Source organism: Herbidospora cretacea (assembly GCF_001570605.1).
GTDB lineage: Bacteria > Actinomycetota > Actinomycetes > Streptosporangiales > Streptosporangiaceae > Herbidospora > Herbidospora cretacea.
In genome coordinates this window covers 205,644-216,654 of sequence record NZ_BBXG01000006.1, presented here as the reverse complement: position 1 = coordinate 216,654, position 11,011 = coordinate 205,644, and the positions used below count along the sequence as shown (strand labels likewise).

At 70.5% G+C, this 11,011-nt stretch carries 14 protein-coding genes; 4 read left to right on the top strand and 10 right to left on the bottom strand.

All coding sequences use genetic code 11. The annotated features are described in order from the left end of the window. Positions 1 to 47: 47 nt before the first annotated feature. Together AW270_RS13740 and AW270_RS13735 are read right to left on the bottom strand one after the other, a co-directional pair. Positions 48 to 674 carry a hypothetical protein gene (locus tag AW270_RS13740; RefSeq protein WP_061294605.1) on the bottom strand — a complete coding sequence of 209 codons (627 nt, stop codon included), beginning with the start codon at positions 672 to 674 and terminating at the stop codon, positions 48 to 50. Next, on the bottom strand, positions 674 to 1,657 hold the full coding sequence (locus tag AW270_RS13735) for an endonuclease domain-containing protein (RefSeq protein WP_063819209.1): 984 nt from the start codon (positions 1,655 to 1,657) through the stop codon (positions 674 to 676). The genes AW270_RS13740 and AW270_RS13735 overlap by 1 nt, the downstream gene beginning before the upstream one ends. Positions 1,658 to 2,107: 450 nt before the next feature. Here AW270_RS13735 and AW270_RS37020 point away from each other — a divergent pair, with 450 nt between their 5' ends. Both AW270_RS37020 and AW270_RS13725 read left to right on the top strand, forming a co-directional pair. Further along, the gene (locus tag AW270_RS37020) at positions 2,108 to 3,679 is read left to right on the top strand and encodes a GDSL-type esterase/lipase family protein (RefSeq protein WP_063819199.1); all 1,572 of its coding nucleotides are present in this window, start codon (positions 2,108 to 2,110) and stop codon (positions 3,677 to 3,679) included. A 21-nt stretch (positions 3,680 to 3,700) separates the two neighbouring features. Further along, entirely contained in the window at positions 3,701 to 4,204 is a 504-nt protein-coding gene (locus AW270_RS13725; protein ID WP_061294601.1) for an O-acetyl-ADP-ribose deacetylase, read from the top strand. Here AW270_RS13725 and trxA read toward each other — a convergent pair. The 6 genes from trxA to AW270_RS13700 form a co-directional block, all read right to left on the bottom strand. Continuing rightward, positions 4,195 to 4,509, bottom strand: a complete 315-nt coding sequence (gene trxA, locus AW270_RS13720) for a thioredoxin (RefSeq protein ID WP_061294599.1) — start codon at positions 4,507 to 4,509, stop codon at positions 4,195 to 4,197. The genes AW270_RS13725 and trxA overlap by 10 nt on opposite strands. Next, the gene (locus AW270_RS13715) at positions 4,506 to 4,844 is read right to left on the bottom strand and encodes a MerR family transcriptional regulator (protein ID WP_061294596.1); all 339 of its coding nucleotides are present in this window, start codon (positions 4,842 to 4,844) and stop codon (positions 4,506 to 4,508) included. The genes trxA and AW270_RS13715 overlap by 4 nt, the downstream gene beginning before the upstream one ends. A gap of 89 nt (positions 4,845 to 4,933) precedes the next feature. Continuing rightward, positions 4,934 to 5,716 (bottom strand): class I SAM-dependent methyltransferase, encoded by a 783-nt coding sequence (locus AW270_RS13710; RefSeq protein WP_061294594.1) that lies wholly within the window; start codon positions 5,714 to 5,716, stop codon positions 4,934 to 4,936. Positions 5,717 to 5,773: 57 nt separating this feature from the next. Next, positions 5,774 to 5,950, bottom strand: a complete 177-nt coding sequence (locus AW270_RS37675) for a DUF4236 domain-containing protein (protein WP_082801531.1) — start codon at positions 5,948 to 5,950, stop codon at positions 5,774 to 5,776. Positions 5,951 to 5,984: 34 nt separating this feature from the next. Further along, complete coding sequence (gene pgeF, locus AW270_RS13705) at positions 5,985 to 6,698, bottom strand: peptidoglycan editing factor PgeF (protein WP_061294593.1); 714 nt, start codon at positions 6,696 to 6,698, stop codon at positions 5,985 to 5,987. A 2-nt stretch (positions 6,699 to 6,700) separates the two neighbouring features. Then, positions 6,701 to 7,492 carry a 1-aminocyclopropane-1-carboxylate deaminase/D-cysteine desulfhydrase gene (locus AW270_RS13700; RefSeq protein ID WP_218009211.1) on the bottom strand — a complete coding sequence of 264 codons (792 nt, stop codon included), beginning with the start codon at positions 7,490 to 7,492 and terminating at the stop codon, positions 6,701 to 6,703. A gap of 18 nt (positions 7,493 to 7,510) precedes the next feature. On the opposite strand from AW270_RS13700, the gene galK reads away from it, so the two are divergent. After that, the gene (galK, locus tag AW270_RS13695) at positions 7,511 to 8,617 is read left to right on the top strand and encodes a galactokinase (protein ID WP_061294589.1); all 1,107 of its coding nucleotides are present in this window, start codon (positions 7,511 to 7,513) and stop codon (positions 8,615 to 8,617) included. Continuing rightward, on the top strand, positions 8,617 to 9,336 hold the full coding sequence (locus AW270_RS13690; protein WP_061294587.1) for an aminoglycoside 3'-phosphotransferase: 720 nt from the start codon (positions 8,617 to 8,619) through the stop codon (positions 9,334 to 9,336). Before galK ends, AW270_RS13690 begins: the two co-directional genes overlap by 1 nt. Here the strand turns inward: AW270_RS13690 and AW270_RS13685 are convergent. Together AW270_RS13685 and AW270_RS13680 are read right to left on the bottom strand one after the other, a co-directional pair. After that, complete coding sequence (locus AW270_RS13685) at positions 9,323 to 10,207, bottom strand: alpha/beta fold hydrolase (protein WP_061294585.1); 885 nt, start codon at positions 10,205 to 10,207, stop codon at positions 9,323 to 9,325. The genes AW270_RS13690 and AW270_RS13685 overlap by 14 nt on opposite strands. A 23-nt stretch (positions 10,208 to 10,230) precedes the next feature. Then, a complete protein-coding gene (locus AW270_RS13680; RefSeq protein WP_061294834.1) occupies positions 10,231 to 11,010 on the bottom strand; it encodes an enoyl-CoA hydratase-related protein in 780 nt (259 codons plus the stop codon). Between the last annotated feature and the right edge of the window lies 1 nt (position 11,011).

The following is an 11,011-nucleotide window of genomic DNA, read 5'->3' as shown; positions in this document are numbered from 1 at the left end:
GCTTGAGATGAAGTTCAGGGAGCTGAGGGCATACCAATCAGTGATCATCAACGCTCCCCGATTCGCAGCTGATGGTTCGGCTCGTCACCGATCACGACGGCGGCCGCGTGGTCCTCGGGCGACAGGCGGCCCGGGATCGCGGCTGCGAGGATGTGCACCTCAGAGGAGTTCAGCAGCATGCTGCGCAGCGCGTTGTCCTGCCTGCTCCGGTCGATGCCGTCGAGCAGTGGCCGCAATCTCGTCAGGGAGACCCACTCCCCCACACCTGGGGTGATCTTCGCGTAGGCCGCACGAATGCGGTCCTCAACCTCCTCGTCGGTGAGGTCGGCGGCAACTGCGGGCGGCTCCGGCGCAGCGGCCTGAGGCAAGGCGGGCGAAAGAAGGGTGTGCAGGTAGAGCAGGGCCAAGGTCTTGCCCGACCGCGAAGTCACCGCGACACCCTTCTGAACTTCTTCGAGCGCCCGGTCCTCACCGGCGGTTGTGATCGAGTACCAAAGGCTGTTCCCCCGCTTCTCCACCTCCATCAACTTGTGGTCGACCAGCCCGGCGCGGTTCTTGGTGCTGAGGTCGAGGCCCCAGGTCTCCACCAGTTCCTTGCGTCCGACCTCGGTCCCTAATGTCTTGAGGACAAGCAGAGCCGCGACCTGCTGATACGTCAGTCGTTCTTCGGACATCAAACCGCTCCTTCGTTCAGCCCGAGGCTCCGCCGCCCCAGGAGGAAATCCCTGATCCGGCGGAGCACCGCCGGAAGATCGTCGAGCACCTGCTCGTTGGTGAAGCGCAGCACCGTGAACCCGGCACGTTCCAAATGGCGGTCGCGGAGCCGGTCGAGCTCCATCCGGGCCGGCGTCCGGTGTTCGGGACCGTCGAGTTCGACGACGCATTTCTCCGCCGCCCACATGAGATCCGTACGGATCGGCACGAAAAGGGGATCGGGCGACGCGTAGGTCTGGTTCCAGGTGCGGCCGTAGGCCCATGGGCACTCGCCGAGCGCCCGCTCCACGGCCTGTTCCACCACGCTGTACCTGGCGGGCCGCCCGCACAGCGGCGGCACCCCGACGCTCTCGGCGGGCGGTGCCTCCGGTGACGGCAATTCGGCCGCGAGCCGGGTGACCGGCGGGGGGACCAGCAGATGAACGGTCTCGACCCGCTTGAGTTCGCGTCCGACCAGCCAGACGCCCATTCCGCTCTGATGGGCCAGCCATTCACACCCGGCGACGAACACCGTCTCCCCGTGGGGGCTCAGCTTCTCGGGGACGTGGACGACGAGCGCCGCCTCCTCCCGCTGGAATGTGGCGGCGATGACCCGGGCGAGCCCGGCCGCGCGCACTTCTGCGGGGAACGCGCGTTTCGGCCGGGGCGCGAACGCGCCCTGGTGCTGAATCGCGTGGCAGGCGAGTTCCGCCAGGAACGGTCCGAAATGACGGGTACCGGAGGCCATGCGCATCGCGAGAACACGCGCGGCCGCCATTCCGGCGCCACCCGGGCCGTCGAGCTTCTCCCCTTCGGGCAACCATGCGGGGAACAGGCCGATGGCCAGGGTCTCCAGTTCGCGGAGGATGGATCCGACCAGCTCAGGCAGCGAGTCGCACTCCGCCGCCGCATACGTGACGACCGCGGGACCGGTCTCCGGTAAAGGGTCCAGCAACAATTCCATGACATTGGCGTCAATGCTGGAATCGACCCCGGCAATGCGGAGCACCCTCCCCACCGGGAGATCGCCCCACGCGAATGGCATGCCGGTTCCCTCTGGACACTCATATGAAAACGTGACGCCGCAGAGGGTATAGGGCACGCCACTTGATGCGCAGGAATTCCAGAGATATCCCTGTTTCCGGAGTTACAAAACACTCCAAACGGCCATCCTGACAATGCTTCAAATCCCCGAATATCCGAACTTGTCCGGTCCCCCCTCGCATGCAAAACCCAGACAACCGAACCCCCGCCACCCTCAAGATCCGACCTATGTCCGATTTCGAGCCACTCGAACGCCCCGTTTGCACCGTTCCCACGCCTATACATCCAACCTATCTGTTGACGACAAAGGCCTGTCAGCTTAATCTCGGCCTGATCACGAGCGTGGTCCCGTACAGGCGAGAAGGACAGAATGCATCGGTTCCATCGGTTAACCCGGGCGCTCATCGCGGCCCTCGTCGCGCTCCTGGTCGCGGCCAACCTGCCCGCTCCGGCCTCGGCCGCCACCTGGAACGGCACCTGGGGCGCGTCGCCCCAGAGCGGATCCAACCGGGAGTTCAGCAACCAGACGCTGCGGCAGATCGTGCGCACCAGCATCGGCGGGACGGCCGTGCGGGTGCAGCTCTCCAACGCCTTCGGCACCCGGGCCCTCACCGTCTCCAACGTCCACGTGGCGAGAAGGACGAGCGGGTCGTCGGTCGACGCCGCCAGCGACCGGCTGGTGACGTTCGGCGGGCAGCAGTCGGTGACGATCCCCATCGGGGGGCTGGCCATCAGCGACGCGGCGAGCGTGCCGGTCGCGGCCTCCTCCGACCTGGCGGTCAGTTTCCACCTGCCGTCCGCGACCGGGCCGGCGACCTACCACCAGACGGCGCTGCAGACCAGCTACATCGCGGCGGGCAACGTGGCGGGCAACGCCTCCATCACGCCGACCGGCGAGACGGGTGACAACTTCATCCTGTCGGGCGTCGACGTCGACAACCCCGCCGGCGCCGGCACGATCGTCGCGCTGGGCGCGTCGATCGTCGACGGGGTCGCGTCCAGCCACAACGCCAACCGGCGCTGGCCGAACCTGCTGTCCGACCGGCTCAACGCCTCCGGGCGGACGGTCGGCGTGGTGAACCAGGGCATCAGCGGCAACCAGCTGCTCCGCGACGGCGCGGGGCAGAGCGCCATCAACCGGTTCGAGCGCGACGTGCTCAACCAGACGGGGGTGAAGTGGGTCGTCTTCGCCGACAATCCCATCAACGACGTCGGGTCCAACCGGCCGGTGCCCACGGCGCAGCAGCTCATCACCGGCGCGCAGAACCTCGTCGACCGGGCGCACGCCCGGGGCATCCAGTTCATCTGCGCCACGCTGACCCCCTTCCAGGGCGCGAACTACTGGACGCAGGAGGGCGAGAACAGCCGGGCCGCGTACAACGCGTGGGTGCGCAGCGCGGGCAGCGGCTGTGACCGGGTGGTCGACTTCGACGCCGCCACCCGCGACCCGGCCAACCCGACGCGCTTCCTGCCCGCCTACGACCCGGGCGACCACCTCCACCCCAACGACGCCGGTTTCCAGGCGATGGCCAACGCCTTCGACCTGGCCTGGTTCGGGGCCACGAGCGGCACGCCGGGCATCCAGCTCCGCTCGCGCGCCAACAACCAGCTCGTCAACGCCGGGCCGACCCTGGTCGCGAACGGCACCGCCACCACGTTCGACCGCATCGACCTGGGCAACGGCAACATCGCGCTGCGCTCGCGGGCGAACAACCTCTACGTCGCCGCCGAGGCGGCCGGAGCCCAGCCGCTCGTCGCGAACCGGACGGCCGTCGGGCCGTGGGAGACCTTCCAGGTCGTCAACAACCCCAACGGCACGATCAGCCTCCGCGCCCAGGCCAACGGCAACTACGTCTGCGCCGACGGCGGGGGCGCGCAGCCCCTCATCGCCAACCGGACCGCCGTCGGGCCCTGGGAGCAGTTCGACGTGGTGAACGTCTGATCCAGCGGGCAGGATCCGGCCATGCGGATCATTGTGGTTCAGGGTGACATCACCGATCAGCGGGCCGACGCGATCGTCAACGCCGCCAACTCCTCACTGCTGGGAGGGGGCGGCGTCGACGGCGCGATCCACCGCAAGGGTGGCAGCGAGATCCTGGAGGCCTGCCGCAAACTGCGGGCCTCCGCCTACGGCAAGGGGCTGCCGCCGGGCCAGGCGGTGGCGACGACGGCCGGGCGGCTGCCGGCGAAATGGGTGATCCACACCGTCGGGCCGGTCCACAGCAGGTCGGAGGACCGGTCGCACATCCTCAGGTCGTGCTACCGCGAGTCGCTCCACGTGGCCGACCAGCTGGGGGCCAGAACGGTCGCCTTCCCGGCGGTCTCGGCGGGCATCTACGGGTGGCCGATGGACGACGCGGCGCGCATCGCGGTCGGGACCGTCAGGGACACCCCCACGAAGGTGGAGGAGGTGCGGTTCGTCCTGTTCACCGATGAGGCGTTCGAGCAGTTCCAGGCTCAGATGTGAGGGGCGATCTGGTCGAGGATGGCCCGCTTGGGGCGGGTGCCCTTGATCTGGTGGACGACCTCGCCGTCGCGATAGAGGTTCAGGGTGGGCAGCCCGAGGACGTTGTAGCGGAGCGCGATCGACGGGTTCTCGTCAGCGTTGATCTTCGCGACGACCACCTTGTCGCCGTGGTCGCGGTCGATCTCCTCCAGCACGGGCGCGATCATCTTGCACGGCGGGCACCACTCGGCCCAGAAGTCGAGCAGCACCGGGCGATCGCTGCCCAGCACGTCACGCTCGAACGTCTCGGCGGTGACCTCGATCATGTGTTCCTCCGTAGCATCTCGTCGCGGCGGGCCATCAGGTCCCGGATCTCGGTGTCGATCTCGATGAGCTTGCGGCGGACCACTTCCACCGACTCGGGGCAGACGCCGCCCGACTCGTTGCCGGCCTGCAGGCAGGCGACGAACGGGCGCGCGTCCTCCAGGGTGAAGCCGACCGCCATCAGCGCCCGGATCTCCTGCACGAGCCTGACATGGGTCTCGTCGTAGTCGCGGTATCCGTTGGTGCTCCGGCGGGAGACCAGCAGGCCCTTCTCCTCGTAATGGCGCAGCGAACGGGTGCTCACTCCCGAGCGCCGTGCCAGCTCACCGATCCGCATACCCGCAGGTTAAACCTTGACATCAGCGTCAAGGTCAAGCGAGACGCTGACGGCCGAAGGCCGGCTGTGGCTCGCGCTCTGAATCTGCCTCAGGAAACACGGCAGAGGACCTCGCCGTGAGTGATCGACAGGAACCCGTCGGGGTCGGCCGCCCACGTCAGCCAGCCGTCGGCGATGCGCCGCAGGTCCCGCTCGGTGGCCAGGCCCGCCGCCAGCGCCTGGCGGCCCAGCGACGACTTCACGACGCGTTCGGCCCACATGCCGCCCCAGAAGGCCCGGTCCTCCGGATTGGCGTAACACCAGGTCGACGTGGAGACCTCGATGTCGGTGAACCCGGCCGCGCGGGCCCACGAGAGCAGCCGCCGGCCCGCGTCGGGCTCGCCGTCGTTGAGGGCGGCGACCGCGTAGTAGAGCGCGAGCCACTCGTCGAGTTCCGGCAGCGCCGGGAACCAGGTGAAGGCGCCGTAGTCGCTGTCGCGGGCGGCGACCAGACCGGCGACGCGGCCCATCTCGCGCAGCGCCCGCACCGGGTCGGCGACGTGCTGCAGCACCTGGTGGGCGTGCACGACGTCGAACTCCCGGTCCTGGTACGGCAGCGCGTGCACGTCGGCCACCGCGAAGGCGATGTTCGGAGTCCCGCGTCGCGCCGCCTCGGCGCGGGCGAGGTCGAGCTCGCCGGGGCCGATCTCGGTGGCGGTGACGTGGGCGACCCGCGCGGCCAGGTCGGCGGTGATGGTGCCGGGGCCGCATCCCACGTCGAGCAGGGTGGTGGCGGGGGTCAGGTGCGGCAGGAGGTAGGCCGCGGAGTTCTCGGCGGTGCGCCAGCGGTGGGACCGCAGCACGCTCTCATGGTGCCCATGCGTGTAGTGCATGGGCACGAGAGTATCCCCAGTCTCGCGATGCGAGAGGATATGTATCAGATAGTGAGACTAGAACGTCTTGCCGAGGTGGAACCCGCCGGGCAGCCGCACGCTCACGTGGCGGCGGCCGTCAGGGGTGCGGTAGACGTGGAAACGGCGGCCTCCGTAGCTGCGGGAGACGCCGTGACGTGAAAGGTGAAAGCGCATCGGTCCGACTTTTACGGACTTCCTGTAGTCCCATCCCATGCCCGGAGAACGAGCGGAACACGAGGGAAAGTTCCTAGTCGAGCCAGATATAGGCCCCGAAGCGCCCGGTGCGGCCTTCCCGGCGGTATGAATACAGATCGGCCGATTCGATGGTGCACCGGTCGTCGTGCCTGACGTCGGCCACCCCGGCCCGCGCGAGCTGCGCCGCGATGGCGGCCCGCAGGTCGACCGACGGGGTGTCGCGCGAGGTGGTCGCCCAGGCCTCGGGGACGACGGCGGCGACCTCGTCGCGCATCGCGGCGGGCACCTCGTAGCACCGCCCGCAGGCGGCCGGCCCGACCAGCGCGACCATCCGGGACGGGTCTCCCCCGCGCCCGGCCATGGCCTCCACCAGCGCGGGCACCACCCCGGCGAGGGTCCCCGGCCGCCCCGAGTGGGCGGCGCCGACCAGCCGCGCGGCGGGATCGGCCACCAGCACCTGGGCGCAGTCGGCGGCCAGCGACACCAGCGCCAGCCCCTCTTCGGCGGTGAAGATCGCGTCGACCTCGGGCGGCTCACCCGTGAACGGCCGGTCGACATAGGCGACGTCGCGCCCGTGGACCTGCCGCATCATGACGACGCGGGACGGATCGACGCCGAACTCTTCGGCGGTCACGCGGCGGTTGGCCTCGACGCTGCGGGGGTCGTCGCCGACCGCCCCGCCGAGGTTGCGGCTGCCGTAGGGCGGCCCGCTCACGCCCCCGTGACGGTCGGTGATCGCGGCGTGTACGCCCTCGCCCAGCAGCACCCTCACACCTTACCGGTGACCAACGCGACCACCGTGGGACCGAGCCCGAGCGAGCGGATCCCGTACATCATCTTGGCCGTGTAGACAGGGTCGAGCCGGAGCCCGTGGCGCGCCTCGAAATCACGGATGAACGCGCTCAGTTCCGGAGTGGTCCGGGCATAGCCCCCGAAATGGAACCCGGTCTCGATGCGCCAGTTGGTCGTGACGTGGCCGAGCGCCTCGGTCTGCAGCCGCGCGACCTCGTCGTCGAGGAACCCGCCGCCCTTGAGCACCGAGAAGCCGACCGCCGTGAACCCCGGCGGCAGCCCGGCCGCGAGCCCGGCCAGCGTGCCGCCGGTCCCGACGGGACAGCAGACCACCGCCTCGCCCAGGTGGGCCAGCTCCGGCCCGATCTCCATGCACCCGCGCACCGCCGCGGCGTTCGAGCCGCCCTCGGGCAGCACGCGGTGGCCGGGGAACTCGGCGTCGAGCAGGCCGAGCATCTCCGCCGAACCCTTCTCCCGGTAGAGCGCCCGGGTCACGAACACCAGCCGCATCCCGCACGCCACCGCGAAGTCGAGCACCTCGTTGCGGACCGGTTCGCCGCGGATGACCCCGCCGGTGGCGAAGCCCAGCGCGCGCCCGGCCGCCGCGACCGCGCGGATGTGGTTGGAGTAGGCCCCTCCGAAGGTCACCAGCGGTTCGCCCGTGATGTTGTACTTGAGCTTCCGCCATTTGTTGCCTGGTATGTCGGGATGAAGAAGGTCGTCCCGCTTCAACAGGACCCCGTCGGCGGGGGTGAGCGGCGAGACCACAGCGATAACCTAACGGCCATGCGGGTCGTCTCCTCCTTCGCCACCGCCTTCGGCGGCACTCCTGAGGGCGTCTGGCACGCCCCCGGCCGGGTCAACCTCATCGGCGAGCACACCGACTACAACGACGGTCTGGTGCTCCCCTTCGCGGTCCCCTGGGGCGTGACGGCGGCGGTGAGCAGACGGTCCGACGACCGGGTGCGGGTCGTGTCGGTCCAGGCGGGCGGCGAGCCGGTGGAGGAGGTCGAGGGCTGGGCGGCCTACCCGATCGGGGTGGCGCTGACCATGCGCGCGGCCGGTCTCCCGGTCGGCGGCGCCGACATCGCGATCGACGGCGACGTCCCCCGGGGCGCGGGCCTGTCGTCCAGCGCGGCCCTGGAGATCTCCGTCGCGCTGGCCCTCAACGACCTCCACGACCTCGGTCAGCAGCCGCTCGACCTGGCCAAGCTGGGGCAGCGGGCCGAGAACGAGGTCGTCGGCATGCCCTGCGGGATCATGGACCAGGCCGCCTCGGCGCTGTCGAAGGAGGGCCACGCCCTCCTCCTCGACTGCCGCACCCTCGGCAGCCGCGCGATCCCCCTCGACCTGCCCTCCCACGGGCTCGAACTGGTCATCATCGACACCGGCGTCCACCACGAACTGGCCGACGGCCAGTACGCCGCGCGCCGCCGCGACTGCGAGAACGCCGCCCGGACGCTGGGCGTGGAGACCCTGCGCGACGTCACCGACCTCGCCGCCGCCCTGTCCGGGCTGAGCGGGAAGGAGCGCGACCGCACCCAGCACGTCGTGACCGAGAACCACCGCGTGGAGGCCGTCGTCGGCCTCCTGCGGGCGGGCGCGGTCGCCGAGATCGGCGCGCTGCTCAACGCCTCCCACCTGTCCCTCCGCGACCAGTTCGAGGTGAGCTGCCCCGAGCTCGACGTGGCGGTGGAGTCGGCGATCAGGGGCGGCGCGCGGGGCGCCCGGATGACCGGCGGCGGCTTCGGCGGCTCGGCCATCGCCCTGGTGACCGCCGAACGCGCCGACGCGATGCGCCGCACCGTCGCCGACGCCTACGAGGACAGGGGCTGGAAGGCCCCCGTCTTCCGCACCGCCACCCCCTCGGCCGGAGCCCGGCGGCTCGCCTGATGACCGGTCACGACGACTGGACGCCCGTCGCCCACGGCGAATCAGGAGCGCGGGTGTTCCGGTCGCCCGACGGCGCCCGCTACGCCAAGTACGGCCCCGCCGACGACCTGGCGGCCGAACGCGACCGCGTCGAGTGGCTCGCCGCCCAGGACTTCCCGGGCCAGCGCGTGCTCGACTGGCGGATCACCGACGAGGGCGCCTGCCTGGTGACCTCAGCGGTGCGGGGCGTGCCCGCCGACCGGCTCTCCCGCGACGACCTCCGGAAGACCTGGCCGTCGATCGCGGAGGTGCTGGGCCGCCTCCACGCCCTCCCCGGCTGCCCGTTCTCCCGGGACCTGTCGCTCATGTACGCCAAGGCCGCCGACGTCGTCGCGCGCGACGCGGTCAACCCCGATTTCCTCCCCGAAGACCAGGTCGGGACCCCGCCGGCCGAGCTCCTGGCCCGCCTGACGCCGGAACTCGACCTGCGTCACCGGCAGGAGGCCGAGCAGGCCGTCGTGTGCCACGGCGACCTGACCCTGCCCAACATCGTGGTCGACCCGGCGACCCTGACGGTCACCGGCTTCGTCGACCTCGGGCGGCTGGGCCTGGCCGATCCCCACGCCGACTACGCCTTGCTCTTCGCCACCGCCGGGGAGACGCCGAGGGCGGGGCTCTTCGACGTCGACCCCGACCGGCTCCGGTTCTACCTCTGCCTCGATCCGCTCACCTGGGGCTGACCAGCTTCCACGTCGCGTCGAGGAAGTCGGCGATCAGCGGCGCGATCTCCGGCAGGTGCTCCTCCAGGGCGAAGTGCCCGGTCGGGAACACGTGGAGTTGCGCGTCCGGCAGGTCGCGGAGGTAGGCCCGCGCGCCGGGTTCCGGGAAGAACATGTCGTCGCGGCCCCAGGTGATCAGGGTCGGTGGCGTGGACGTCCGGAGCCACTCCTGCCACTCCGGGTAGTGGCCGACGTTGTGGCGGTAGTCGAGCAGCAGCTCGACCTGCGGGCGGGCCCGTTCGGGCTGGTCGAGGAAGTACTGGTCGAGCACCCAGCTGTCCGGCGAGACGAGCCTGACGTCGGTCGTGCCGGCCTCGTACTGGTGGCGGGTGGTCGGCAGGGTCAGCATCTCGCGGGCCGCCTTCTCCCCGGCGGGGCCCGGCTCCAGGGCGATCAGGTTCCGCATGATCGGCGAGAGGCCCTCTTCGTAGGCGTTGCCGTTCTGGATCACCAGGCCGGCGATCCGGTCCGGGTGGCGCAGGGCCAGGCGGAAGCCGACCGGGGCGCCGTAGTCGAAGACGTACAGGACGAAATGATCGAGGCGGAGCCTCTGCACGAAGCCCGCCATGACGTCGGCGAGCCGGTCGAAGGTCAGCGGGCCGTGCGGGACGTCGCTGTGGCCGAAGCCGGGCATGTCCGGCGCGATCAGCCGGTAGTGGGCGCCGAGCGCGTCGATGAGCCGCCGGTACTGGTGGGAGGCCGACGGGAAGCCGTGCAGCAGGAGCAGCGTCGGCGCCTGCTCGGTCTCCGGTACGGACTCGCGGTAGAAGACCCGCAGGCCGTCGACGTCGATGTGACGGTGCAGGGTCCGTGTGACGATTGGGAACGCCATGTCGCATCACCTCGCCTGTGGCCCTACCCAGTGAAGGGCGGGAACTCCGGCGGGCGTTTCTGCAGGAAGCTGGCCACTCCCTCGGCGAAGTCGGCCCGGCCGAACGACGCGGCCATGAGGCGCTCGGCGTTCGTACGGGAGGAGTCGAGCGACAGCTCCCAGTCGCCCCAGACCTGCCGCTTGATCACCGCCATCGAGGTCGGCGAGCTGTGGGCGGCCAGGTCGCGGGCGTAGGCGCCGGCCACCTCGGTCAGCGAGGACCCGGGCACCGCGCGCAGGGCCAGCCCGAGCCCGGCCGCCTCCTCTCCCGTGAAGGTGCGGCCGGACAGCAGCAGGTCGAGCGCGCGCCCCTGGCCGATCAGCTTCGGCAGCACCCAGGCGAGACCGTATTCGGCGATGAGGCCGCGCCGGGAGAAGGCGGTGGTCCACTTCGCCTCGGCGGCCGTGAAGACGAGATCGCACAGGAGGGCGTGCACCATGCCCAGGCCCGCGCACGCGCCGTTCACGGCCGCGATGATCGGCTTCCCGATCGTCGTGGGGAAGGTGGTGGCCCGGGTCTCGGTGGAGCCCGTGAGCGTCCCCTCCTGGAGCGCGGTGAGCGTCTCGAAGTCGGCCCCGGCGCAGAACCCCCGTCCTGCGCCGGTCACCACGATCACCCGCACCGCCGGATCGGCCTCGGCCTGGGTGAGCAAGTCGAAGTAGCGCGTCCCGAGCGCGTCGGTCCACGCGTTGAGGCGCTCGGGACGGTTGAAGGTCAGCGTCAGGACGCCGCCGGCGATCTCGCTCAGCACCAAGTCACTCACG

Excerpts from the sequence above, each read along its gene's own strand:
- AW270_RS13740 (WP_061294605.1), bottom strand. The coding sequence starts at position 674 with ATGTCCGAAGAACGACTGACGTATCAGCAGGTCGCGGCTCTGCTTGTC.
- AW270_RS13735 (WP_063819209.1), bottom strand. The coding sequence starts at position 1,657 with ATGGAATTGTTGCTGGACCCTTTACCGGAGACCGGTCCCGCGGTCGTC.
- AW270_RS37020 (WP_063819199.1), top strand. The coding sequence starts at position 2,108 with ATGCATCGGTTCCATCGGTTAACCCGGGCGCTCATCGCGGCCCTCGTC.
- AW270_RS13725 (WP_061294601.1), top strand. The coding sequence starts at position 3,701 with ATGCGGATCATTGTGGTTCAGGGTGACATCACCGATCAGCGGGCCGAC.
- trxA (WP_061294599.1), bottom strand. The coding sequence starts at position 4,509 with ATGATCGAGGTCACCGCCGAGACGTTCGAGCGTGACGTGCTGGGCAGC.
- AW270_RS13715 (WP_061294596.1), bottom strand. The coding sequence starts at position 4,844 with ATGCGGATCGGTGAGCTGGCACGGCGCTCGGGAGTGAGCACCCGTTCG.
- AW270_RS13710 (WP_061294594.1), bottom strand. The coding sequence starts at position 5,716 with ATGCACTACACGCATGGGCACCATGAGAGCGTGCTGCGGTCCCACCGC.
- AW270_RS37675 (WP_082801531.1), bottom strand. The coding sequence starts at position 5,950 with ATGGGATGGGACTACAGGAAGTCCGTAAAAGTCGGACCGATGCGCTTT.
- galK (WP_061294589.1), top strand. The coding sequence starts at position 7,511 with ATGCGGGTCGTCTCCTCCTTCGCCACCGCCTTCGGCGGCACTCCTGAG.
- AW270_RS13690 (WP_061294587.1), top strand. The coding sequence starts at position 8,617 with ATGACCGGTCACGACGACTGGACGCCCGTCGCCCACGGCGAATCAGGA.
- AW270_RS13685 (WP_061294585.1), bottom strand. The coding sequence starts at position 10,207 with ATGGCGTTCCCAATCGTCACACGGACCCTGCACCGTCACATCGACGTC.